Origin of the sequence: Mesorhizobium sp. B2-3-14 (assembly GCF_006442175.1) — a bacterium.
Lineage (GTDB): Bacteria > Pseudomonadota > Alphaproteobacteria > Rhizobiales > Rhizobiaceae > Mesorhizobium > Mesorhizobium australicum.
This window is the reverse complement of the sequence record NZ_VFVP01000007.1, coordinates 84005-107341: the sequence shown is the minus strand read 5'-3', so window position 1 is coordinate 107341 and position 23337 is coordinate 84005. Positions and strand designations below refer to the sequence as shown.

The window sequence follows — 23337 nt, the reverse complement described above, 5'->3', positions numbered from 1 at the left end:
ATGTCTTGCCCTTGCTGGATGGCGGCAAAGTTCTGATGACGGATCTGGGTGGAATCCGGGTAGAACGCGGTCGAGGAATTCTGCACGCCATCACCACGGCAGTCCCGCCGTCACCACGGCAGTCCTGCCGTCACCACGGCAATCTCTCGCCATCGCGAAAAAAGCCGCCGGTCGGGCCGTCGTCCGGCAAGGTCGCGGCCCAGACGATGCCGGCCGCCCCTTGCGCGACCGGGCGTCCGCCCGGTCCTCCCATGTCGGTGGCGACCCAGCCAGGGCAGACGGCATTGACCAGCACGCCGGAGCCGCGCAGCTCCGCCGCCAGCACGCGCGTCAGCGCGTTGAGCGTCGCCTTCGAGGTCGAATAGGCCGGCGTCCCCGCCCCCATCGAGGCTAGCGAACCGCCTTCGGACGACACATTGACCAGTCGGCCATGGCCGCCCGCCCCGAGCAGCGGCGCGAAGGCGGCGGCCGCCCGCCAGGCGCCGAAGACGTTGGTCTCGAACGCCTCGCGGATGACGGTCCAGTCGGGCCGCGAGGCGCGCGAGCCGGTGTCGTAATGGAGGGCGGCATTGTTGATCAGCACGTCGAGCCGGCCGAACCGCCGCTGCACCTCTTCGGCTGCCGTCTGAGCCGCGTCAGGCGCGGCGACATCGAGCGCGATGACCTCGACATGGCCATCGAGCGCCTTGGCCGCCGCCTCGCCCTTGGCGATATCGCGCACGCCGAGCAGTACGGTGAAGCCGAGCTTGGCCAATTGCCGGCCGGTTTCCTGACCGATGCCGCGATTGGCGCCTGTGACGAGGGCGACTTTGTCGGACTGGGTGTTCATCTGTCATGCCTTTGTGGATGTCGATCATCGAAGCGAAGATGGCACGGAGGGAATTGATTTATTAGGCGGCGGAGATCGCAGTCATTGTGCGATCGATTGCATGGATTGGTTCGCGCAGGAATCGGGTGTCGGCCGGCGCTGCGCCATGCGATCGTTGATCCATCATGAGGACCGGTCATGCTCACGCGCCACGATTATCTGCCATCGCAGAACGGCTGGAAGGTCCGGGTCCTGCTCGGATTGCTTGAGATTCCCTATGACAGTCATCCCGTCTCGATTTTCGCGGGCGAGAGCCATACCGACGCCTTCCTGGCGCTCAACCCGGCAGGCGCCGTTCCCGTACTTCAACTCCAAGACGGCAGCGCCATTGCTGAATCCAATGCGATCCTCACCTACCTCGCCGAAGGCACGTCCTTCCTGCCGTCGGACCGCTATCGGCGTGCCAAGGTCATGCAATGGCTGTTCTTCGAACAGTACAATTCGAGCCCGTCATCGGCTCGCTGCGCTTCTGGACCTTGACGGGACGGCTCGAGCGCAACCAGGCCATGGTTGCCGGAAAACGCGAAGCCGGAGCCCGTACGCTCGCCGCCCTGGACCGCAGCCTTGGCGAGACGCCGTTCCTCGCCGTCAGCGACTTCACCGTCGCCGACATCGCCGTCTATGCCTACAGCCATCGCGCCGGGGATTGCGGCTTTTCGCTGCCTGACTATCCAGCGTTCGCCGCATGGACGGACCGCGTGCGCGATGCCATCGGACCCGGCTACCCCGTCCATCCCTACGGTATCGATCCGCATTCCGGAGCCTGAGCGCATGCGCTGCCGGATCATGGCTCCCGCCAGAATCCGTCTCTGTTTACACCGCGGTGGAATAGGGATACTTTTTATCCTTAATAGGTCGGTCGGTACCGGCCCGGGAACCCGTGGATGATCCTGAAAAGCCAAGTCGAATGGGCACTGCACTGCTGCGCCATTCTCGCCGGTCTGCCCGAGGGGCGGTATCTCTCCACAAAAGCGCTTGCCGAGTTCCACGGTCTTCCCAAGGAATATCTCTCCAAGGCACTGCAAAGCCTGTCGCAGGCGGGACTGGTGCACACGACGCTGGGGCCGTCGGGTGGATACCGGTTGGCGCGGACGCCGGCAGAGCTGACCTTCCTCGACATCGTGGAGGCGGTTGAGGGCAAGGCGCGGACGTTTGTCTGCAACAATATCCGCGAGAACAATCCGTGTCGTCCCCAGGGCTATTGCGAAAGCAATCCTTGCCCGGTGGCGCGCATCATGTGGGAGGCCGATGAGGCCTGGCGCGCAAAATTGCGCGCCGTCAGGCTTTCCGACCTCACCGAAGCGTTGGCGCTCGACATCCCCGCGGAGCTTTGGAAAAACAGCTTCGAATGGGTGCTAGAGCGCGCCGGATGAACGTGGCCGCATGACCGTCGCGGGCGGCCGGTCTCCCGTCGCCGGCATGCAGGCGGCTAGCCATGCCCGCATCGTTCCGGGCGCCCGTTATCGACAGCGCCACGCCGAGATAGATGGCGGCGACCACCAGGTCCTGGAGCAGGCGCGCTTCTCGCGGCCTCAGGCGTGCCATGGGACGCCCACGGCCCTGGAAATACCAGACACGATGCCGGCAAGCCCGAGAAGGTTGATCAAGACCAGAGCCAGGAAATGATGATCGCCGAACATGGGCTCACCGACAGTATTTTGGCTGGCGGCAGGGCCGGACGCGAGGAAGGGCGACCGGCCTTGCGCCCCTATTTCTTGGCCGGATAGGTCAATTCCTTCTGGTCGCTATCGACCACGAACACCGCCAGCAGCTTCGCGGGCTTCGTCTCGCTGCCGTTTTCGCTAACACTGTGGCGATCACCCGGCATCTCCGAAAAGCTCTCGCCGGCCTTGTAGACCTTGACCGGGTCGTCGTTGACCTGGCTGCGGATGGAGCCTTCCAGAACGGTGGCATAGATGAAGGCGGAGCTTGGATGCGTATGCGCCTCCGAATAGCCGCCCGGGCCATATTCGACGAGGATGCCCTTGATGCTCTTGCCGGGGGCATTCGGCAGTTCATGCTCATAGACGAGGGTGACCTTGGCGGCCTTCTCGCCGGCGCGATGGGCCTCCTTGGCTCCAACCGGGCCGGCCAGTGCCGCCGTCAGGGCGAGCGCGATGGCGATTGACTTGATCATTCGAAAACTCCTTTGTGTGTTGAGCTACGGCGCATCCTGGCAGTCATTTCCGCGCCGCGGTGGCGAACCATTGCTCGAAGGTGATGCGGCCAAGGCGCGGATTGTTGTCGGAGACGAGCGAAGTGTCGTTCAGCCTCGCGCCGAAGTAGAGCGCCTCCGGATCAGCCACGACCTCGCGGGGATCGCCGACAGCCTTGAGGTAGCGGGCGACGAGTTCGCTCATGCGCGCACGCTCCGGACCGGAAATCTCGATCATGCCGTTGATCGGCGCGCCGAGCGCGATCCCGGCCATCGCATCGGCGACGTCGTCCGATGCGATAGGCTGCACATAGGCCGGCGACAGGTGCACGGCCTCGCCGACCGTGCCGGACTTGGCGATGCTGGCCAGGAATTCCATGAACTGCGTCGAATGAACGATGGTGTAGGGGATGCCGGAGGCCTTGATCAGCTCTTCCTGGACGAGCTTGGCGCGAAAATAGCCGCAGTCCTGCAGGCGTTCGGTCCCGACAACCGAGAGCGCGATGTGGTGCCTGACCCTGGCAATTTTGCCCGCGGCGAGCAGGTTGCGGCCTGAAGTGGTGAAGAAATCCATGGCGGGCTGGTCCTCGAACGAAGGTGAATTGGCGAGGTCGATGACGACCTCGGCGCCAGCCAGCGCCACCTCCAGGCCTTCGCCCGTGATGGTGTTGACGCCGGTATTCGGGGCGGCGGCAACCACCTCGCAGCCCTGCTTGCGCAGCCGTTCGACCGTCTTGGAGCCGATAAGCCCGGTGCCCCCGATGATGACGATTTTCATGATAGTCTCCGTTCGCGGCCGCGCCGCGTCGTTGCTGGTTTCGTTGAGGGAGAGGTCAGTTCAGGCCGGCCTTGTCGAGGCCATAGAGCTTGTCCGCGGAGCCGGGCACGGTCTTGAAGGCGACGCTGACACGGTTCCAGGCGTTGATGGCCATGATCGAGAAGGTGAGGTCGGAGATTTCCTTCTCCGAAAGCTGCCCGCGCACGCGTTCATAGAGCTCGTCCGGGATACCGCCTTCGGGGAGTTTGGTGACGGCTTCGGTCCAGGCAAGGGCGGCACGTTCTCGGGGAATGAATAGGATCGATTCGCGCCAGACGGCGAGATGGTACAGCCGCAGCTCGCTCTCGCCGTGGATCTTTGCTTCCTTGACGTGCATGTCGAGGCAGAAGGCGCAGCCATTGATCTGGGATGCCCTGACGTGGACCAGATCGCGGAGCTTCTCTTCGATCGCGCCATGTGTCTCGGCCATGCTGAAATCGAGGAGCTTCTTGAAGAGTTCAGGCGATTGCTGGGCGGCGTTCAGGCGCTGCGTCATGGCTTTTCCTTTTTTGGATATCTTGTGTCCTTAAGGACAATTAATATCCATAATAACTGGACAGTAAAGCGCCACCCGCCTACGATGCGAACATAAGGCTTATGTCGAAAAGTATGAGGGCGAGGATGGACGTCGTATCGGCGTTGCGAACGTTCCTGCGGGTGGCGCAGACAAAATCCTTCTCAGCGGCCGCCATCGACCTCAATCTGACGCAGCCGGCTGTATCCCGGCAGGTCTCCGCGCTGGAATCGCATCTCAAGACGCGCCTCCTGCATCGCACGACGAGCGCGCTCGCCTTGACGGCGGAGGGTGAACGGATGCTGCCGATGGCGCTGCGCGTCATCGAAGCGGTCGAAGCGCTCGGCGAAGCCAGCGGCGCCGAAGCGGCAGCCATATCCGGAAAGGTTAGGCTCAGCCTGCCGACGCCCCTCGGCTTCTTCCTCAGCGACCGTCTGGCAGGGCTGTTGGAGCGCCATCCGGCACTTCAGGTCGAACTGCTCCTTCGGGATGAACCGTCGGACGTGGTCGCGAATGCGATCGATCTAGAGGTACGCCTCGGGCCGGTCTGTGACAGCAGCCTGATCTGCCGCCGGATCGGCTGGACAACAGCCTTTCTCGTGGCCTCGCCAGCCTACATCGAGGGGCGCGACACACCGCGAACGCCGCAAGACATCAAGGATCACTCCTGCATTTGCTACAGCCGTGGCGGGGACGGCCGGTCGTGGTCGTTCTCCAGTGGAGCGGAGGAAGTGGTTCTGCGGATTGAGCCCCGCCTCGTCGCCAACAATTCGATGGCCGTCCATCGCGCGACCCTGGCGGGAGCCGGGCTTGCGGTGCTTTCCCACATCCTCGCCGGATCGGACATCGAAGCGGGCAGGCTGGTCAAGCTGATGCCGGATTTTCCGCCGACGCGCCTGCCGATCAATGTCGTCTACCCGTCCCGCCGGAATATCCCGCTGCGTGTGACAACGGTGCTCGACTTTCTTATCCAGGCCGTCCGCGGCGATGTCTTGATGGCGTCGTCGGCGCCCGTGCGGACAATTCCCGGACCCTTGACCCACACTACCGCGTCTGAAGGCTGCTATTTCTTTCCCTGCGGATAGATCGTCTCGCCGCGCTTCAGCATCGCCACGAAGGCTTCGATCTTCTTCTTGCGCCCGGCTTCGGTCTTCATGTTGTGGGTGCGGAAGGCGAGCGAGAAGCGGTTCTGTGCGCTGAGCTTTTCCAACATCGCCTTGGCCGCCGGCTCGGCATCGATCGCCGCTTGCAAATCATCGGGGATTTTCATCTCCTTGCCGCTGCCATAGGCACGTGCCCAGCGCCCGTCGGCCTTGGCCGCCTCGACCTGTTTCAGCCCGTGCTCGGTCATGCGGCCCTCCTCGATGAGCCGCGCGACATTGTCGATGTTGATCTTGCTCCAGATGCTTTTTTTGCCGCGCGGCGTGTAGCGCTGCAGGAAACTGTTCTCGTCCAGCCCCTTGCGCACGGCGTCGATCCAGCCGAAGCACAGCGCGACGTCGATGGCTTCCTTCGGTGTGATCGACTTCAGTCCCGAGCCTACCTTGTGAACCTTGATCCACACTTCGGTTTCCGTGGCGTGGTGCTGGCCGAGCCAGGTATGGAAACGGGCCGCGTCGGGAAATTCCCTGACCTTTTCGGGATCGACCTTGACCGGAGCCATCAGCGGGCCTGCCGGTTCAGAATTGTTGTCGCTGGGGCCCCTGTCATCTTGCCTCCGTCATCCTGCGGCCCGGCATCATGGCATCACACCCAATTCCCGTCAGCAGTGGAGACGCTGTCATGAAGTTGGAAACACACCATGGATTGCCGCGTTGCGGCTGAAGCGCGCCCGACCAGATGGAGGAGCACGACGCTTCCCCACCGTGCTATAGGACCACAAATGCCACGCGGGGGATATGCCGCAATGAAATCTCTGCTCTTCGGCCTTGCCTTGTTGCTGCCGGGCGTGGCGCTGGCCGAACCGATCGAAACCCGCAAGATCATCACCGCGCTGACCGGCGACTTCAACGGCGACGGCGCTCCCGACCTTGCCATGGTGGTCGAGACCGGCCCGACCGACCCGATGGACATCCATTTCTTCCTCGGGGACAAGGAGCACAATTACCTCAAGCCTGTCGAGATCGTGCGCGAACAGATCGGTGGCGAGTGGAACGGCTACGACCGACCGGGCTACGAGAACTCCAACGCCGAGCCGGAGCTGACAATGCTGCCCAACGGGTCGATCAAATTCCATCTGCCGGCGCCGGAGATCGGCAGCGAGCGCACCAACCAGACTCTGACCGTCGCCTACCGCAACGGCGCCTTCATCGTTGCCGGCTTCGCCTACGATTCCGATGATTACCTGCAGGAGAATGCCGCCAGCGCCTGTGACTACAATGTGCTGACCGGCAAGGGCACCAGCTCGAAGCAGCAGCCGGACGGCAGCACGAAGCACAAGACCGTGTCGGCGGAAGGCAAGACCATCGCATTCCGGGACTGGAACTCGGGCGACGCCTTCGCTGCTTGCCAGGAATAATGGCTCGCTGGGCTTCGGCCGGCATCAGGCCGGTGGCGGCATTGCCGGCGTCAGGCCGTGACGGCGCATGATCTCCATCATCGCAGCTTTGTCGGGCGGCCCGCCGGCAGCGGCGTTAAGCAGACCGAATGCCTCGCGGAAATAGTCCGGGCCAATTGCCGCCGGCGTGATGACGCACAGCGTCTTGGCATCCCGGGTGCCGTTATTGTCGAAGCGGTGGACGGCGCCGCGTGGAATGCACAGCGCCTCCCCCGGCCCAACCTCGATCGGCTTGCCGTTCACGGTCCAGGTCAAAACCCCGTCAATGCCGTAGATCGTTTCCTCGTAATGGTCGTGGCTGTGCGCCGGCGCGGGCAAGCGCTGCGCGCTTGGCACCATCAGTTCGAAAGCGGCGACGCTGCCGTTCGAATTTTCGCCCGACACCAGGAAACGGACCGACAGCCCCTTGGTGCCGATGGTTTCATCGGCTGGGTTGACCCCAGGATTCATGGATGACATTGCGCAAACCCCTCCGGTAAATTACATTTACTAGCTATCAGTAAATTCAATTTACCGGATCGTCAATGGCCACCTCCACCGAAGTTCTGCAGACCAAGACCGAGGATCTTTTGATCGGCGCCCTGCTGCGCGTGCCAGCCCAGGCGATCCAGCGCCGGCTGATCAGGGAGCTCAATGCCGCCGGCTTCGACGAACTGCGTCTGCCGCATATGGCCGTGCTGCAGTTTCCCGGCCCGGACGGCGCGCGGCCCGGCACGATCGCCGAGCGTGCCGGCATGAGCAAGCAGGCCATCAACCAGCTGCTCACCAGTCTGGAAGGCTACGGTTATCTCGTCCGCTCCGACGGCGAAGGCAGCGCGCGCGTGGTGCGGTCCACCGAGCGCGGCCACGCCGCTTTCTGGAAAATGGTCGACATATTGCGCGACATCGAGGAGGACTGGCGCACCGAACTTGGGCCGAAGCGCTTCGCCGAACTTAAAGCGCTCTTGTTCGCAGTCTGGGATAGCCCGCTGGCCCGTTGAGCAAGCTCCGGCCATCGAGGCAATCGGGTTTCCAAACCGCACCGCGTCGGGACCAATCGGCATCTCCGATAGCACCATCGGTTTCTTCCGTTTCCCCTCACCGCATCGAGCTGCCAATTCCCTGCCCTTGTCCAACCAACGAAGGCAGAGCGGAATGAGCATTTCGAACCAGAGAATCCTGATCGTCGGCGGCGGATCCGGCATGGGCCTCGCGCTTGCAAGGCGCTGCCTGGCAGCCGGGGCCGAAGTCATCATCGCCGGGCGCGGCGAGAACAGGCTGCGGCAGGCGCGTGAGGCGCTGGGCAATCCCGCAGGGCTGGGGATGGCCACTGTCGACATTACGCGGGAAGACCAGGTCGGGGCGTTGTTCGCCGGGATCGGCGGCCTCGACCATATCGTCAGCACCGCCGCCGACGTCGAAGGCGCCTACCGGCTGCTGCCGGAGCTCGGTCTCGAGGCGGCGCAACGCGTGGTCGACAGCAAGCTCTTCGGCCCGCTGCTGCTTGCCAAGCATGGTGCGCCACGGTTGGCAGTGGCTGGATCGATGACCTTCGTCTCCGGCATCGCCGCCTACCGGCCGGCCGCGCGCGGCTCGGTCGTCGCCGCCGTCAATGCCGCGCTCGAAGGGCTGGTGCGGGCGTTGGCCATAGAACTCGCGCCGCTCCGCGTCAACGCGGTGTCGCCCGGCTGGGTCGATACCGAAATTTGGGCGCAAGTGGCGGGCGACAGGAAGGCAGACACGCTTGCGGCGATGGCCGAGCGGCTGCCGGTCGGCAGGATCGGCCAGCCCGAGGACATCGCCGACGCGATCGCCTTCCTCATCGGCAATGGCTTTGCCACCGGCACGACGCTCCACGTCGAGGGCGGACATCGTCTCGTCTAAAACGGACGGCTCTGCGAAATGCTGTTAAAGCAGGGCCTTGGAGCGGCTTGAGGATTCAGCGTCTGAACTGGCTTTCGAGGATGCCGGCGCCTGCATGTCGCGCGCGGCGGCGAGCAGTCGGCGCAATGCCGGCGGCTGGACGCGCCGACGCCGCCAGATCATCGTCAGCGGCGCCGCCTGTTCCGGGCCAGGCCAAGGCAGTTCGATCAGCTCACGACGCTTGAGCGCGTCGCTGACCGCCAGACGTGGAATGAGGCCCAGCCCCGCGCCGGCCGCCACCAGCCGGGCAATGGCACCGATGCTGCCGACTTCGGCGGCAAGTTCAGGCGTACCAGTGCCCGCCTCGGCAAAGGCGGTGTCGAACATGTGCCGGTAGATGCATCCAGGCTCCGTTGCCACGAAGCGCAGCGCGGCAAGGGCGGCCAGGTCGCACGGAACCGGCTTCTGCCCCGGCGCGGTGACCAGCGCCAGCGGTTCGGCCAAAATCGTGCGCCTGGCGAAGCGCTGATCGGCGCCGCCGTTGGACATATCGCGGCGCTCGAAACAGAAGGCGACATCGATGTCGCCCTCCTCCAGCAGGCGCAGCAGCGCGCCGCTATCAGTCACTTTCATGCGCACGGCGATATCAGGATAACTGGCCTGGAACCCCGGCAGCCAGGGCGCCAGCCGGGCCGAGGCGATCGTCTCCAGCGCGCCGATGGTCAGCGCTCCGCTGGTCTGTCCCGCCACAGCGAGCACCGCCGCCCGCGCTTCGGCATCGAGCCGCAGCAATTCCTCGGCGACAGGCTTCAACACCAGTCCCGCCGGCGTCAGTTCCAGGCCCGACTTCGAGCGCGTGAACAAGACAGCGCCAAGCTCGGCCTCCAGCGACTGGACCTGGTCGCTCACACTCGACTGGGCGAGATGAACCGTCTCGGCGGCGCGCGTAACGGTACGGCAGCGCGCCACCGCGAGGAAGGTCTTGAGCAGTCTTGGATGCATCGACTGGCCGAAATCGCCCGGCCTACTGCAGCTGCGGCTTTTTCAGGAAACTGCCGCGGTCGGCGGATTTCACACGCAGCCACGTTTCGCGGCCGTCGCGCACCACCCGCATCGGGATCTCGGCACCGGCCGAACCGCTTTCCCACAGCTTGCGATAGAAATCGGCGAGCCCGTCGACCGCGCCGTCACGGACCTCGGAGATGACGTCCCCTTCGCGCAGGCCGGCCTTGGCGGCCGGGCCGCCCTCGGTCACGCTCATCACCACCACCTTGCCGTCGCTTTCGGCCGACAGCGCCCCGAGCCACGGGCGCGGCGGCTTAGCCACCTGGCCACGCGTCAGCAGGTCGTCGAGGATCGGCGGCAACAGGTCGATCGGCACCACCATGTTGATATCGGCCACCTCGCCGGCGCGGCTCATCTGCAGGCGCAGCGAACCGATGCCGAGCAGTGCGCCCTCGGCGCTGAACAAGGGCGCGCCGCCCCAGGACGGATGCGCCGGCGCGATGAAGATCGCCTCGTCCAGCAGATACTCCCAATAGCCGGCGAATTCCTGCTTGGTGACGATCTTGGCCTCGACTGCCCGGCCGATGCCGTCGGCAAGCACCACCGCGTCGCCGATCCTGGCCTTGCCGGCATCGCCCAGCGCCACGGCCGGCAGGCCGGTCGGCGCCAGCGCCTGGACGAGGCCAAAGCCTGATTCCTGGTCGTAGGCCAGCGCATGCGCGGGAATAACACGGCCGTCATGCGAGGTCAGCCAGACCTCTTCCGCCTCGGTGATGAGATAGCCGATGGTCAGCACCAGCCCGTCATCGCGGATGACGACGCCGCTGCCTTCCCTGAGCGTGCCGAGGGCCCCGGCCGTGAAGGCATCCTCCGGAACGGTCGCCCGCACGGCAACCACGGAGCGCGGATTGGGATTGATGGTCATGATTTTGTCCTGCGGTGCGAATGCCTGGCGGCTTGTTGTATAGGTATGCCACGCGGGAGAAGGCGCAAGGGGTGAGAACGGTGGGCATGGACCACGAAGCCAATCACTTGGCCTTTCGAGTTTCGAACGCCCGGCAGGGCAATGCGGCGGCCCAAGATTAACATAGTTCAACACAAGTTGAACTTCCCCCTCCACGGCCCTACCTATAAACGCCTATCCATCCTTCCCACGACAAGAGGCCGTGCAATGACTGAATACACCCCGCCGAAAGTATGGACCTGGAACAAGGCCAATGGCGGCACCTTTGCCAGCATCAACCGGCCGATCGCCGGTCCGACGCATGACAAGGACCTGCCCGTCGGCAAGCACCCGCTGCAGCTTTATTCGCTGGCGACGCCGAACGGCGTCAAGGTGACGGTGATGCTGGAGGAGCTTCTGGCGCTTGGCCACAAGGGCGCCGAATACGACGCCTGGCTGATCCGGATCAACGATGGCGACCAGTTCGGCAGCGGCTTTGTCGAGGTCAATCCCAATTCCAAGATCCCCGCCCTGATGGATCGAAGCGGCAAGACCCCGTTGCGCGTCTTCGAATCCGGCTCGATCCTGGTCTATCTCGCCGAAAAATTCGGTGAATTCCTGCCCACCGAACAGCCGGACCGGGCGGAAGTGCTGTCCTGGCTGTTTTGGCAGATGGGTTCTGCGCCGTATCTCGGCGGCGGTTTTGGCCATTTCTACGCCTATGCGCCGGAGAAGTTCGAATACGCCATCGACCGCTTCTCGATGGAGGTGAAGCGGCAGATGGACGTACTCGACCGCCGGCTGGCCGAGGTCGAGTATCTCGGTGGCAAGGATTATTCGGTCGCCGACATGGCGGTCTGGCCCTGGTATGGCGGGCTGGCGCTCGGCCGGATGTACAATGATTCCGCCGAATTCCTGTCGGTTCAGGATTACAAGCACGTTCAGCGCTGGGCAAAAGCGATCGACGAACGGCCCGCTGTCCAGCGTGGCCGCATGGTCAACCGCGCCTTTGGCGAACCGTCCATGCAACTGCACGAACGCCATGACGCCAGCGACTTCGACACCAGAACGCAGGACAAGCTGGCCGCCGAGTAATTCTGGAGAACTGGCGGGCGACAAGCAAAAGCCCATCACCGGATTAAATCGGTGATGGGCTTTTTGCTTGATGCATGAGACGGATCAGTGAAGAACTTCCACGATCTGACGGGTGTCCGGGTCGACCAGCACGGTCTGATCGTTGATCACCGCAACGCGATACTTGACGTTGGGGACCTCGCGCAGTTCGACCTTGTCCGGCACGGACGAGCCGAGCTTGAGCTCGACGCCCAGAAGGTTCACCGACGCTAGCGGCTCCTTCTTGATGTATTCGCGAACCACCGTCTCCTGTTCCGGCTGGACCACGATCGTGTCCGCCAGGGCCGCTCCGACGCCGCCCAGCAGGACGATGGCAGCCGCGGCGCTCGTAAGATAATGCTTCATAACAACCTCCATGATTGGGTATTTCGCTCCGCCTCAGGGAAAACTCTCACGCAACTGGGAGGTTCCATCCTTGTTTGTGAAATAAATGTGGCGCGCAACCAGAAACATGCCACATTTTATTATGCACACATGTGAAGATAAGCAATGGTATGCTTTGCTTTTCTGAAGAAACTTCTTCTAATTTGCGGAAATAGCAAAAGCATCGCGCGTTGCAGCGCAAGCAATGTCGCCTCTTTCTCGGATTACCCGCTCCTTAGGAACAACTAACGTATAGCGAAGAGTGTCGTTCCAAATGCTCTACCGGGCCTCCAAAAAAGGCCCGCCCTGCCGGGAGCAGAACGGGCCTTCAACGGACCGGTGGAGGTGGCGCCTCACCGATCGAGGCAGGAAAAACGCACGCATCACAGCTTCGTTCCACCGGCCGCCGCGATTTGGCGGAAGGTGCGCAACGCTCGATACCGGAGCGGGAGCTCTTCGTCAGAATCGGACGCCGTCCCGATGGAGCGGCGGCACCGGGTTGACTGCATCCGGGCTCATCGCGACGTTTTGCGCGCGCCTGTAGATCAGCCCCACGACGAGCACGAAATAGCCGACCTGCAGGACGACCAGGACCACCACTGTCCAGCCAAGCGCCACCCAGAACGAACCGGTAGCAATATATGTCCACACTGCGACAACGATCGTGGTCGCCGACATCCCGACGAGAAAAGACCCAAAATACATCGACCATCAAGATCGCCGAACCGATTCCGGTCCGGCGACTCCCTGCCCATCTCCACACCCGCGCACAGGCTTTCATTATTTTAGCAACTACGCAAGTATGGCGTCCGCCTAGGCATCCATGTAGAAGTTTGTTGCGGGGCGGCCCCGGCAGGAGCAGTTTGATGCTCACGGACCGCGATATCAGGGAAAAGAAGTCCGGTGGGGATTGGAAATGACGCTCAAGCTTATCGGCGCCGGTTTCGGCCGCACCGGCACATGGTCGACCTTTGCAGCGCTTAACAGGCTCGGCCTGCCCTGCTATCACATGCAGGAAGTGATCATGAACAAGGCCAATAAGGGCCATCTTGATTTCTGGCGCGCGGTGGCCAACAGCCCGCCCGGCACCCAGCACGACTGGAACCGCGTGTTCGCAAGCTATACGGCCACCGTCGACAATCCAGGCTGCTGCGTCTGGAAGGAATTGATGGCTGCCTACCCCGACGCCAAGGTGCTCCTGACATTACACCCACGCGGCGCCGAGGCCTGGTATGAAAGCACCATCGACACGATCTACTTCACCGAGAACCTGTGGCAGTTCAAGGTCCTGGAATGGCTCACACCGTTCGGCCGCAAGTTCGGCGACATGTCGCGCAAGCTCATCTGGGGCCGCACATTGGCCGGCGTCATGGGTGACCGCGACAAGGCGGTTGCCCGCTACGCCAGCTATGTCGACGAAGTGAGAGCAGCCGTGCCGCCGGAAAAGCTGCTGGTGTTCAACGTCAGCGAAGGCTGGGGGCCGCTCTGCCATTTCCTCGACGTCGCCCAGCCAAACGAAACCTTCCCCAACCTGAACGACCGCGAAACGATCAAGAAGATCATCCGCGACATCATCAAAGGCTCCTACATCATGCTGGGGCTGACGATGGCCGCCATCGCGGCGGTGATCGCGGCATTGTGGTGGTGGCTGGGGTAACGGCAAGCCCAGGCAGTTCGATCCCTTGCCTGCATGGGGCGGTCAAGTTTTTCGCTCCGAAACAAACGACCTCAAGAGCTACCCGCTTTCACGCGGGCAGGCTGGCTGGCAGCGGCTCTCGCCGGAATTTTGCGCTTGTCTTTGCCTGCCGGGCAGCCACCAGCCCATGCCTGTCCGAGCAGGCTACCGTTCTTGAACCTGGCGGCGAGGCCGGATGATCATATCTCGATTGGATAAAATAGCGGAACGTCCAATGGACATTGCCGGAACCGAACGGGGCCTCTCGGACTTTCGGGCGCACGAAACAAGACCTTGGTCCTACAAGGAAAACCGATCAGTTCGATCCGCAGGCGCGCAGCCTATCGAGTCAGATAGCGACGCAACGTCCCCGGTCAATCCATGGACCAGCACTTTGCCATACTGCGTTGCCGCCTCGCCAAGCCGTCTGGCGGTTGGCCGATCATGCCGGCTTAGAATGCCGGGCCTTGCAGCCCCTGCCTATTCCGCTTTCGCGGAAGTTTCCGACGTGTGGGCGATGTGCGATGGTGTTGTTGCGGCGGTACGAGCCGCCCTGGTTGGCGCGGGCGCCGAGCACACCCCAACAATGCGCCCCCCCGTCCGCGTCGACCATGGCAAGCGCCCCGATTACTTGACCAGCGTCCATGCCCCGGCCCAGCCTCTCCAGGCACTCACCCCGGCGCCCCTGCAAACAGCACGACGCCGTCACCACCGGCCGCCGGCCAATCCCTGATGGTGCGGTCGGAGCCGCCGGTCAGCACCGTGCCATCGGCGGCGAAGGCGACTGCGTAGATCGGTCCGGTCTGGCTGTCGAACATGGCGATCTGGTTGCCGCTTGCCATGTCCCACAGCCTTGCAGTGCCGTCGAGCGATCCGGACAGCAGGTGTTTGCCGTCGGCCGATAGCACCAGCGCGTAGACCGTGCCCTCGTGGCCCTCGAAGCGCTTCACCTCGCGGCCGCTGTCGACGTCCCAGACCTTGATCGTCAGGTCGCCGCTACCGGTGATCAGATGATGCCCGTCGGCGGTGAAGACGGCGCCATAGGTGCCTTGCTCATGGCCGTGCCAGCTGCGCAACTGCTTGCCGCTGTCGATGTCCCAGAGTTTCAGCGTCCCGTCGATGCTGCCCGAGAGGGCCTGCTTGCCATCGGGCGAGACGGCGACCGCGCTGATCGACCAGTCGTGGCCGGTCAGCACATGCAGCACGGACCCGTTGACGAGGTCCCAGATAATGACGTTGCCGGTGTCGTGCCCGCTGACGGCGCGCCTGCCGTCCGGGCTGATCGCCAGCTTGTTGACGCCACCATTCTGGCCGGATTGGAAGACGTGCAGCACCGCGCCGTCGGCGAGTTTTCGCTGCACGATCTCACCGTCGTCGCCGGCCGTCAGCGCACTGACGCCGTCGGGCATGTAGAGCGCGGTGCGCGCCATGTCCTTGTGAACGCCGAGATTGCGCATCAGGTGCTTGCCGCCCACGTCCCAGAGCTTAATCGTGTGGTCGGTGCTGGCGCTCATGATCGAACGCCCATCCGGCGCCACCGCCAGCCAGACGACCGCATCGCGATGGCCGTCGGGCTGCGTTGGTGCCGCCGGCGGCGACGGCGGCAACGGCGCCACCGTCGGCGGCGGAATGACCGCGACCTCCGGCGGCATCGGGGCCGTAGACGCCGGCGGAACAGCAGGCTCGGCCACCGGCGGAGCTGGTTGCACCGGCAAAGCCGGCGGGTTTGCAGCGGCTGGCGGCGTGGCCGCCTGCTCGGACGGCAGGGCCGGCGGCAAGGGCGGTGTCCGAGCAACCGGCGACGGCGATTCCGGCTTTGGCGCGGATTCCATGGGCGGCGCGCTGGCGACATGCTCGCCACCCTCATGCGGCCGCCACGAGCCGAACCCGTCGCCAAGCAGCGCCAGCAAGACAACCACTGGCAGCACCAGGAAAGTCCGGCGCAGGCGTGGGCGGCCCGCCGGCTCCAATTCGGCGTCCCTGCCGAACAGCGGCACCCCGGCCGCGTGCACGGGCCGGCCGGGCAATTGACCCGCCAGGAACAGCAACGCACCGATGAAACAGGCAAGTGCCGCCGCCGAATATGCCGCCGGCCGCAGCGTGGCAGCGTCGAGCCCGGCAAGGCCACGCCCGGCCAGGATGTCGATCAGCGGATAGACCTGGGCCAGACAGGCAGCCGCGACCACGGCCAGGACAAGCGCCAGCACCTTGTCAGCCAACCTGTTCATCGCGCCCTCCGCCCGCCGATTTGGACAAGATTATCAGCGTCGGTGGATGCCGCAAAGCGCCGCTCTTGTTTCCTGCCCTGATGTATACCGATCGCAGGATTCGGATTTGCGCCAGGGCACCCGGCCTCCTGGAGCCCAGAGTCCGCGATGCTTCGGTGGGATAACCTCGACTATCGCCCTCACAACATTGACAGATGACCGTAATGTGTCACTATCGCGACGGGATATAGTGGAGAGCTTGCACTATGAAGAAGATTTATGAACGACCCGTCCTGGTCAAGAAGGGTAATCTGAAGTCGGTCACGGCCGGGCCCTCGGCGCCGATACTGCCGGGCTGATTTCAGTACCCGGAACATATCCGCCAATAATGTTGGGGGCACTGTCCGATCGGCAGGCAGGGATGCTCTGTCTTTCTTGAGGCCGTGACAGCGTTGCCGTCGCGTGGTTTACGCGACGACTGTCGCGACGGCCTTCACCCCAATTCCACCCAGACCGGCGCGTGGTCGCTGGCGCCATCTTGCCCGCGCACGTCACGATCGATGCCGGCGGCCCTGAGCTTGCGCACCAGCGTCTTCGACAACAGGATGTGGTCGAGCCGCAGGCCCGCGTTGCGTGGCCAGCGGTTCCGGCGGTAATCCCAGAAGGTGTAGAGCGTTTCCTTCGGGTATCTCTTGCGCAACGCATCGGTCCAGCCTTGTTCGAGCAGCGCGGCGAAGGCGGCGCGGCTTTCCGGCTGCACCAGCGCGTTGTCGTCATAGGAGCGTGTGGCGTAGATGTCGCGCGGCTCGGGCACGATGTTGTAGTCGCCGGCCAGCACCACGGGCAGGCCGGTGTCGATGAGTTGTTCGGCATGCGCTTCCAGCCTTGCGTGCCAGGCGAGCTTGTAGGTGAATTTCGGTCCCGGCCGCGGGTTGCCGTTCGGTGCATAAAGGCAGGCGATGACGATGCCGTTGACCGCAGCCTCGATGTAGCGGCTCTGCCGGTCGGCATCGTCGCCGGGCAACACATCGCGGGTCAGCACCGGCTCGGCACCGCGCGCGAGTATGGCGACGCCGTTCCAGGTCGGCTCGCCTTTCCACACCGCGCCATAGCCGGCATCGGCAAGCGCGGTACGCGGAAACTGCGTGTCGCGCGCCTTCAGTTCCTGCAGGCAGACCACATCGGGTTTTGCGGAGCCGAGCCACGACAGCAGGTTGTCCAGCCTGCTGTTGATGTTGTTGATGTTGAAGCTGGCGATCTTCATTGGGATCAGGGCGCGATCCTGCCCATCCAAGCCTTCACCGTCTCCGCCAGCGTCGTCAGATGATCCGCGGTAGAGAAACCCGAAATACTCTTGCGCGGCTTCAAATCATGGTCGCCGTCCTCCAGCCAGATCACTTCGATGGCATCGGAAAGGTTGTAGGTCGCGACCTCGTCCTTGGTGCCGAACTCGTCGCGTGTGCCTTGGAAGATCAGCGTCGGCGTCTTCAGCCCGGCGAGATGTTTTGTCCGCAATTGCTCGGGCTTGCCAGGCGGATGGAAGGGATAGCCGAGGCAGACCAGTCCCGATATTTCGCCCTTGGAAAACATCTCGTCGGCGATCATCGACGCGACCCGCCCGCCCATCGACTTGCCGCCGATGATGAGCTTGCCCGTCACGCCCTTCGCCCTGAGGTCGGCGATCGCGTTGATGTATTCCGGGTTCACCGTCTCGGCACGCGGCGGCGGCTTGCGCTGGCCGTAGCGGCGCGCGGCCATATAGTGGAACTCGAAGCGCACGACCTGGAAGCCAGCGGCGGCCAGCGCCTTTGCGGTGGCTGTCATGGAGGGAGAGTCCATTGAAGCGCCGGCGCCATGGGCAAGCAGGATGGTGACGGGAGCGGTCTCGTGGCCGTCGAAGAGGAAGCTGGTCATGATGTGACACCCCGCGCGACGGCGAAGCTGCCGATCTCCCGCCACGAAGCGAGAGATCGGCTGTCATCGCGGCCTTCGCCCACCATCGTCACCCCGCCGACTTCGCCAGCTGCATGTCCACGAACTGCACACCCCTGGCAGCCACCACTGCCCATTCCGAGGCCGCGTCGAGCTCCAGGTACCGCATCCACAGCCGCCGCGCCTCGAGCAGATTGCCGGCGTCAAACTCCAGCCGCGCCAGATTGAACACCGGGTCGGCATAAGTCTTGTCGAGCGCGATCGCCTTCTGCAAATGCCTTCGCGCCGAAGCGTCGCGCCCTTGCTCGCTCATCAGCCCGGCCAGGTTGAACCAGGCTTCGACGAAGACCGGATCGAGCTTGATCGCCCTGGCATAATCATGCGCGGCTTCCGCCACGCGCCCGGACCCGCGCAAACAGTTGGCGCGGTTGAAGGCGGCGATGGCGTCGGTGGGATCGATGGCGAGGCAGCGCTGGTAGAGTGCGGCGGCCCCGTCATGGTCGCCGCCCTCCTCGGCGGCTTCCGCCTCGGCGAACAAGTCTTCCAGCGTGTCGTCGCCTTCTGCCGCGGCGCCGAGATCGAACAGCAGCTGCCCGTCGAGCTCGCTCTGGCCGCCTTCGAGGTAGATGGCGTCGGGGCGGCCGTGCTGCGAGCCGACATTGAGCGACTTGGCGGTCAGCGAAGCCACCGGGCCGGAGCGGTGGACGGAGCGCGCGATCGCGCCCCATGTCGCGCCCCCGGCGATCAGCCCCGCATATTTGCGCGCCAGAATCAGGTCGCGGAAGGAATAGGGCTCGCCATCATGCTCGAAGGCATCAAACAGGCTGAGCCTGTCGAGATCGGCGCCGGACAGCCTTGACTGGTCGATCAGCGATTGGCGCGACAGCGAAGAGGCCTCGGGCGCCTTCATCAGCCCGAGCAGCCGCAGGAAACCGTTCTCGCTCATGAGAATGCGCCCGGCCGCGCGCTCGGCGCCAACGCGACGTTCGATCTCGCTATCGCTATTTTTGGTGAGTCCGGCCTTGGTCAGTCCCGCCTTGACCAACAATGCGCGTCCGAACACGACATGCGTGGTGCGGCGGGTGACGCCGCGCCTGAGCTGGCCGTGCTGGCGCTCCACCTCGCGTGCGGCAAGCCTGAGCGGAAACGCCGCCAGTGCGCCGATCGTGCCGAAGACAGCGCCCGGAACGGCCGGAGCCGTCATTTCTTGCTCTTGCCGACCGCCTTGAGCAGGTTGGCCTTGAGCGGATTTTCAGGCGCACCACCCGCGGCCGCCTTCTTCGCGGCGGGCTTGGCGGGCTCGTCGGCCTTGCTCTTCGACTTGGCCGGCGGCTTCGACTGAGACAGGCTGGCCTTCAGCGCATCCATCAGGTTGATGACGTTGCCGCGCTCCGGTGCCGCCGCGATGATCGGCTTGTGGCCCTTCAGCTTCTCGCGGATCATCGTCATCAGCGCGACCTCGTAGCGGTCCTCGTAATTCTTCGGATCGAAGGTGGTTTCCTTCTGCTTGATCAGCGCTTCGGCAAGCTGCAGCATTTCCGGGTCAGGCTTGCCGGCTGGAATGTTGCCGAAATATTCAGCCGTGCCACGCACTTCGTTCGGGTTCCTCAACGTGCACACGAACATCCCGTTCTCGCGCGCGCCGATCGTCACCACGCGCTCGCGGCTGGACAGCACCAGCCTGGCGATGGCGAGCTTGCCGGATTTGCGCATCGCTTCGCGCAGCACGGCGAAAGTCTCTTCCGCCATCGCCCCGTCCGGCGCCATGTAATAGGGCGCGTCCTGGTAGATGACGTCGACCTCGTCCTCATCGACGAAAGCCTCGATGTTCATCGTGTGGTTGGATTCGATGCGCACCGCGTCGAGGTCGGCATCGTCGATGATGATGTACTGCTTGTCCTCGTACTCGTAGCCCTTGACCAGATCCGCCCGCTCAACGAGCCCCAGTTCAGGGTCGACCGGCTTCATGTTGATGCGGTTGTGGGTCTTCTTGTGCAGCTGGTTGAACGAGATGCGCTCGCTGGCGCTGGTGGCGGGATATAGCCGCACCGGACAGCTGACGAGACTGAGTTTGAGGTAACCCTTCCAACTTGCCCTGGGCGCCATGATGAACTCCTACGCGGCCATGCACTGACTGTTACTTCGCAGCGCTTCGTCCGAAGGACGAACAAGGCTGCGCAAATCCTACACCGACCCCGCACAATACCGACAAATCCCTGACGAAATCTTCCCGCCGGGGCTGCGAGAGGACCGGCGACAAGATAATTCAAATTGTCGAAAGCGTCGATGGCGTTTGAGCCGACACGCCGGCGACCACAGCGAACGCTCCACGCTTCGTCATCCTAGGGTCTTCGCGACGGAGCTTCGCTCCTGCTTCGCCCTAGGATGACGAAGTTCAGGAGCCCTGGTCGTCGAAGGGCGCCTCAAAGCCCGTTTACCTTTCCCGAGACCACCGGCAGATCCCTGGCGAAGTCGTCGATCTCAGCCCACGGATCGCCCGACGTCTCCAGCAACCCCGGCAGCGACGCATAATTCAAATCCTGCGGTGCATCGATCGCCTCCAGATCGGCCCAGCTCACCGGTGTCGAGGCCGGCAGGTTGGTTCGGGCGCGCAGCGAATAGGGCGCGGCCGAGGTGTGGCCACGCGCGTTGCGGTGATAGTCGATGAAGATGCGCCGCTTGCGGTTTTCCTTGCCCATTGTGGTGGTGAAGGTGTCGGGCGCGGTGGCCGCTAGATGCGTTGATATGGCGCTGGTTGCCTGATGCAGCTTCTTCCAGTTCTGCTTTTGCGTCACCGGCACGGTGATGTGGATACCGCTGCCGCCGGAGGTTTTTGCGAACGGCACCAGGCCAAGCCCCTCCAGCTCGCCCTTGATGTGCACGGCGGCCTCCACCACCTCGCGCCAGGAAATCCCCTCGCCCGGGTCGAGGTCGAGGACGATCTGGTCGGGCTTGTCGAGGCTCGAGCGATGCGTGCCCCAGGTGTGGAACTCGACGACGCCGAACTGCGCCAGCGCCAGGTATCCTTTCGCGCCCTCGACCGAGAGATAGGACTTGGTCTCGCCCTCGGAATTGGTCGCCTGGAATGTCACCACCGAAGGCGGCATGCCGGTGAACGCATGACGCTGGAAGAAGCAGTCCTTGGGCAGGCCGGTCGGGCAGCGCACCAGCGACACCGGGCGGCCAAGGATGTGCGGCAGCATGAAGTCGCCGACCAGCGCGTAATAGACGGCGATGTCGAGCTTGGTCGGGCCGGTCTTGCCGAACAGCCGACGCGTCGGGTTGGTCACCCAGATGGTGGCGAGGTCGGCCTCGGAGATCAGGCGCTTGCGCGTCGAGGAGACCGGCGTCGACAGGCCGACATCCCTGAGGCCCCGGAACACACCGTGGCGCAACGAATTGTCCGCGGTTCGATTGGCGTAGTGGATGCGCGCCGAAAACAGCGGCTTGACCCAGTGCATCTCGCGCATGATTTCGCGCGGCACGCCTTCCGGCGGCGTGGCGCCGGATGTGAGCGGCCCAAGCCGGGCCAGCAGGTCGGCCGCGGTCCCGGCATCGAAGCCGGTGCCGACCTTGCCGCGATAGTGCAGTTCGCCGTCCACCCACTCGGCCATGCCGAGCGCGGCCAGCCCCTCGGCCGCGTCCGAAATGGTGTAGCCGGCGATGACGAAATCGTCCTTTTCGAGTGCCTTGGTCTTGGTCCAGCTCTTGGTGCGGCCGCTCTGATAGATCGCGGTGGCGCGCTTGGAGACCACGCCCTCCAGGCCGAGTTCCGTCACCTGGTCGTAAAGCGCTTGCCCGGAACCCTCGACATGGTCGGAGAACTGGATCGCGGAGTTGGCGCCAAGCCCGCCAAGCAGTTCGGCCAACAGCGCCTTGCGCCGGATGAGCGGCACCTTCATCAGATCCCAGCCCTCGAGATGCAACAGGTCGAAGGCGTAGAAATGCAGCTTGCTGCCGGCGCCCGCTGCCAGCGCGTCCTGCAACAGCGCAAAGCGGGAGATGCCCTTGGCATCGAGCACGACGATCTCGCCATCGACGATCGCCTCGCGGCACGGCAGCTTGGCGAACGCATGTGGCAAGTCGCCATAGCGTCTCGTCCAGTCGATGCCACCGCGCGTGATCAGCCGCACCTCCCCTTCGGAGATATGCGCCATGGTACGGTAGCCGTCGAATTTGATCTCGTGCAGCCAGGGCTCGTTCGTATTCTCGGCAAGGCTTTCGCCGCCCGGCGGCTTCGGCACCTGTGTTGCCAGTTGCGGCTCGATGCGGCTCAGCGCCGGCGCCTTGGCCGCGCCCGGCAGGTCGCCCGGCTTCAGCGAACCGGGCTTTGGCGCGGACTTCGCGGCCGGGCTAGGTGGCGCTGCCAGCTCCTCGATGCGCAGGCCGGATTTCACGCTTTCCGGCCGCGCTTCGAGGATATTCAGCCCCGTGTCGGCGGCGAGGTCGCGCTCCTTGAACAGCAGCCAGTTCTTCTTGTTCTCGTCTTCGCCGGGCTTTGGCTTCAGCCGGGTCAACATCCAGCCGCCATTGAGCTTTTCGCCGGCCAGCCGGAACTTGAAGGCGCCGGTGCGCAGGCTTTTGTCGACATCGTCCATCGGCGCCCAGCTGCCGGTGTCCCAGACGATCATCGGCCCGCCGCCATATTCGCCTTCGGGGATGACGCCCTCGAAATCGATGTATTCGAGCGGATGGTCCTCGGTCTCCACGGCCAGCCTTTTGTCTGCTGGGTTGAGCGATGGCCCGCGCGGCACCGCCCAGCTTTTCAAGACATCGCCAACCTGCAGGCGCAGATCGTAGTGGTCCGCCGTGGCGTGATGCTTATGGATGACGAAGCGGTTGCCACCCCCAGTCATCAGCCCGCCGGCCGGCTCCGGCGTCTTCGAGAATTCGCGCTTGGCGCGATAGGATCCGAGCTTGGCGGGCGGCATGTCAAAAGCCGAGCCTGGCGGAAACCAACAACCGCCTCGTTCCTTCGCGCCGTGGGGCGCTATCTTGGCACCGCTCGCGATTTATCACGTGGTCTCAGTCGTCCGTCGCCGGCATCAGCTCCAGCTCGGCCGGCGACAAGCCCTGCTGCAACTGGCTCAGCCGGAACTCATCCACCCAGTAGGCCTCGCCGTCGACCAGCACGCGCGCACTGTAGGTGCCGCCTGAGAAACGCTGCGCGGTGACGTAGACCTTGTGGCGGTCAAGTGCCTTGCGCACCGCGGCGCGCTTGGAGTTCTGGCCGTTCACGGCAGTGGACATGCGCTTCGCCCTCGGTCGCCTGACACGGAACTCGGCCGCTTTTGGCGGCCCGGCGACTGGCCCCAAGGATGGCGG

General features: G+C 64.0%; 25 protein-coding genes and 2 pseudogenes. 9 read left to right on the top strand and 18 right to left on the bottom strand.

All coding sequences use genetic code 11. The features are described from left to right. Window positions 1-130: 130 nt before the first annotated feature. Window positions 131-829: an SDR family NAD(P)-dependent oxidoreductase gene (locus tag FJ950_RS19145; protein WP_140617943.1), complete on the bottom strand. Its 699-nt coding sequence runs from the start codon at window positions 827-829 to the stop codon at window positions 131-133. 177 nt (window positions 830-1006) lie between these two features. Here FJ950_RS19145 and FJ950_RS19140 point away from each other — a divergent pair. Then, window positions 1007-1635 (top strand): annotated as a pseudogene (locus FJ950_RS19140) (glutathione S-transferase family protein). A gap of 117 nt (window positions 1636-1752) precedes the next feature. Further along, window positions 1753-2241, top strand: coding sequence for an Rrf2 family transcriptional regulator (locus FJ950_RS19135; RefSeq protein WP_015316869.1), 489 nt, complete (start codon window positions 1753-1755; stop codon window positions 2239-2241). Window positions 2242-2323: 82 nt separating this feature from the next. On the opposite strand, the pseudogene FJ950_RS29850 reads toward FJ950_RS19135, so the two are convergent. The 4 genes and pseudogenes from FJ950_RS29850 to FJ950_RS19115 form a co-directional block, all read right to left on the bottom strand. Further along, window positions 2324-2508 (bottom strand): annotated as a pseudogene (locus tag FJ950_RS29850) (hypothetical protein); the annotation flags it as partial. A 68-nt stretch (window positions 2509-2576) separates the two neighbouring features. Further along, window positions 2577-3005 (bottom strand): cupin domain-containing protein, encoded by a 429-nt coding sequence (locus tag FJ950_RS19125; RefSeq protein WP_140617942.1) that lies wholly within the window; start codon window positions 3003-3005, stop codon window positions 2577-2579. 43 nt (window positions 3006-3048) lie between these two features. Further along, window positions 3049-3801: an SDR family oxidoreductase gene (locus FJ950_RS19120; protein ID WP_140617941.1), complete on the bottom strand. Its 753-nt coding sequence runs from the start codon at window positions 3799-3801 to the stop codon at window positions 3049-3051. Window positions 3802-3856: 55 nt separating this feature from the next. Beyond that, window positions 3857-4336, bottom strand: coding sequence for a carboxymuconolactone decarboxylase family protein (locus FJ950_RS19115; protein ID WP_015316865.1), 480 nt, complete (start codon window positions 4334-4336; stop codon window positions 3857-3859). Between the two features lie 125 nt (window positions 4337-4461). Here FJ950_RS19115 and FJ950_RS19110 point away from each other — a divergent pair, with 125 nt between their 5' ends. Next, window positions 4462-5439 (top strand): LysR family transcriptional regulator, encoded by a 978-nt coding sequence (locus FJ950_RS19110; RefSeq protein WP_140617940.1) that lies wholly within the window; start codon window positions 4462-4464, stop codon window positions 5437-5439. Here the strand turns inward: FJ950_RS19110 and FJ950_RS19105 are convergent. Then, on the bottom strand, window positions 5418-6017 hold the full coding sequence (locus FJ950_RS19105; RefSeq protein WP_140617939.1) for a YdeI/OmpD-associated family protein: 600 nt from the start codon (window positions 6015-6017) through the stop codon (window positions 5418-5420). The two genes, FJ950_RS19110 and FJ950_RS19105, sit on opposite strands and share 22 nt — an antisense overlap. 243 nt (window positions 6018-6260) lie before the next feature. Between FJ950_RS19105 and FJ950_RS19100 the strand changes: the two genes are divergently transcribed. Next, window positions 6261-6872 carry a hypothetical protein gene (locus tag FJ950_RS19100; protein ID WP_140716435.1) on the top strand — a complete coding sequence of 204 codons (612 nt, stop codon included), beginning with the start codon at window positions 6261-6263 and terminating at the stop codon, window positions 6870-6872. 24 nt (window positions 6873-6896) lie between these two features. Here FJ950_RS19100 and FJ950_RS19095 read toward each other — a convergent pair whose 3' ends face one another. Next, complete coding sequence (locus FJ950_RS19095; protein ID WP_140617937.1) at window positions 6897-7370, bottom strand: cupin domain-containing protein; 474 nt, start codon at window positions 7368-7370, stop codon at window positions 6897-6899. 65 nt (window positions 7371-7435) lie between these two features. Here FJ950_RS19095 and FJ950_RS19090 point away from each other — a divergent pair, with 65 nt between their 5' ends. Beyond that, window positions 7436-7891, top strand: coding sequence for a MarR family winged helix-turn-helix transcriptional regulator (locus FJ950_RS19090; protein WP_015316860.1), 456 nt, complete (start codon window positions 7436-7438; stop codon window positions 7889-7891). Between the two features lie 154 nt (window positions 7892-8045). Next, the gene (locus FJ950_RS19085) at window positions 8046-8774 is read left to right on the top strand and encodes an SDR family oxidoreductase (protein ID WP_140617936.1); all 729 of its coding nucleotides are present in this window, start codon (window positions 8046-8048) and stop codon (window positions 8772-8774) included. Between the two features lie 24 nt (window positions 8775-8798). Here the strand turns inward: FJ950_RS19085 and FJ950_RS19080 are convergent, their stop codons facing one another. Continuing rightward, entirely contained in the window at window positions 8799-9755 is a 957-nt protein-coding gene (locus FJ950_RS19080) for a LysR family transcriptional regulator (protein WP_140617935.1), read from the bottom strand. Window positions 9756-9777: 22 nt separating this feature from the next. Beyond that, entirely contained in the window at window positions 9778-10683 is a 906-nt protein-coding gene (locus FJ950_RS19075; protein ID WP_023775064.1) for a S1C family serine protease, read from the bottom strand. Between the two features lie 246 nt (window positions 10684-10929). Here FJ950_RS19075 and yghU point away from each other — a divergent pair, with 246 nt between their 5' ends. Then, entirely contained in the window at window positions 10930-11796 is an 867-nt protein-coding gene (gene yghU / locus FJ950_RS19070; RefSeq protein WP_140617934.1) for a glutathione-dependent disulfide-bond oxidoreductase, read from the top strand. A gap of 84 nt (window positions 11797-11880) precedes the next feature. On the opposite strand, the gene FJ950_RS19065 is transcribed toward yghU, so the two are convergent. Then, window positions 11881-12180 carry a DUF1236 domain-containing protein gene (locus FJ950_RS19065; RefSeq protein WP_015316855.1) on the bottom strand — a complete coding sequence of 100 codons (300 nt, stop codon included), beginning with the start codon at window positions 12178-12180 and terminating at the stop codon, window positions 11881-11883. A gap of 477 nt (window positions 12181-12657) precedes the next feature. After that, a complete protein-coding gene (locus FJ950_RS19060; RefSeq protein WP_348641173.1) occupies window positions 12658-12849 on the bottom strand; it encodes a hypothetical protein in 192 nt (63 codons plus the stop codon). 265 nt (window positions 12850-13114) lie between these two features. Here FJ950_RS19060 and FJ950_RS19055 point away from each other — a divergent pair, with 265 nt between their 5' ends. Further along, entirely contained in the window at window positions 13115-13855 is a 741-nt protein-coding gene (locus tag FJ950_RS19055; protein ID WP_140617933.1) for a sulfotransferase family protein, read from the top strand. Window positions 13856-14544: 689 nt separating this feature from the next. Here the strand turns inward: FJ950_RS19055 and FJ950_RS30100 are convergent. Beyond that, complete coding sequence (locus FJ950_RS30100; protein ID WP_140617932.1) at window positions 14545-16101, bottom strand: WD40 repeat domain-containing protein; 1557 nt, start codon at window positions 16099-16101, stop codon at window positions 14545-14547. Between the two features lie 245 nt (window positions 16102-16346). Here FJ950_RS30100 and FJ950_RS19045 point away from each other — a divergent pair, with 245 nt between their 5' ends. Next, window positions 16347-16439, top strand: a complete 93-nt coding sequence (locus FJ950_RS19045) for a lasso RiPP family leader peptide-containing protein (protein ID WP_140617931.1) — start codon at window positions 16347-16349, stop codon at window positions 16437-16439. Between the two features lie 134 nt (window positions 16440-16573). Here the strand turns inward: FJ950_RS19045 and FJ950_RS19040 are convergent, their stop codons facing one another. The 6 genes from FJ950_RS19040 to FJ950_RS19015 form a co-directional block, all read right to left on the bottom strand. Further along, window positions 16574-17344: an exodeoxyribonuclease III gene (locus FJ950_RS19040; RefSeq protein WP_140617930.1), complete on the bottom strand. Its 771-nt coding sequence runs from the start codon at window positions 17342-17344 to the stop codon at window positions 16574-16576. Between the two features lie 5 nt (window positions 17345-17349). Next, window positions 17350-17994, bottom strand: a complete 645-nt coding sequence (locus FJ950_RS19035; protein ID WP_140617929.1) for an alpha/beta family hydrolase — start codon at window positions 17992-17994, stop codon at window positions 17350-17352. An 88-nt stretch (window positions 17995-18082) separates the two neighbouring features. Next, on the bottom strand, window positions 18083-19216 hold the full coding sequence (locus tag FJ950_RS19030) for a tetratricopeptide repeat protein (protein WP_140617928.1): 1134 nt from the start codon (window positions 19214-19216) through the stop codon (window positions 18083-18085). Then, complete coding sequence (locus FJ950_RS19025; RefSeq protein ID WP_015316846.1) at window positions 19213-20118, bottom strand: Ku protein; 906 nt, start codon at window positions 20116-20118, stop codon at window positions 19213-19215. Before FJ950_RS19025 ends, FJ950_RS19030 begins: the two co-directional genes overlap by 4 nt. Before the next feature lie 317 nt (window positions 20119-20435). Beyond that, window positions 20436-22943, bottom strand: coding sequence for a DNA ligase D (gene ligD / locus FJ950_RS19020; RefSeq protein WP_140617927.1), 2508 nt, complete (start codon window positions 22941-22943; stop codon window positions 20436-20438). A gap of 94 nt (window positions 22944-23037) precedes the next feature. Beyond that, entirely contained in the window at window positions 23038-23262 is a 225-nt protein-coding gene (locus tag FJ950_RS19015) for a hypothetical protein (protein ID WP_140617926.1), read from the bottom strand. Window positions 23263-23337: the final 75 nt, after the last annotated feature.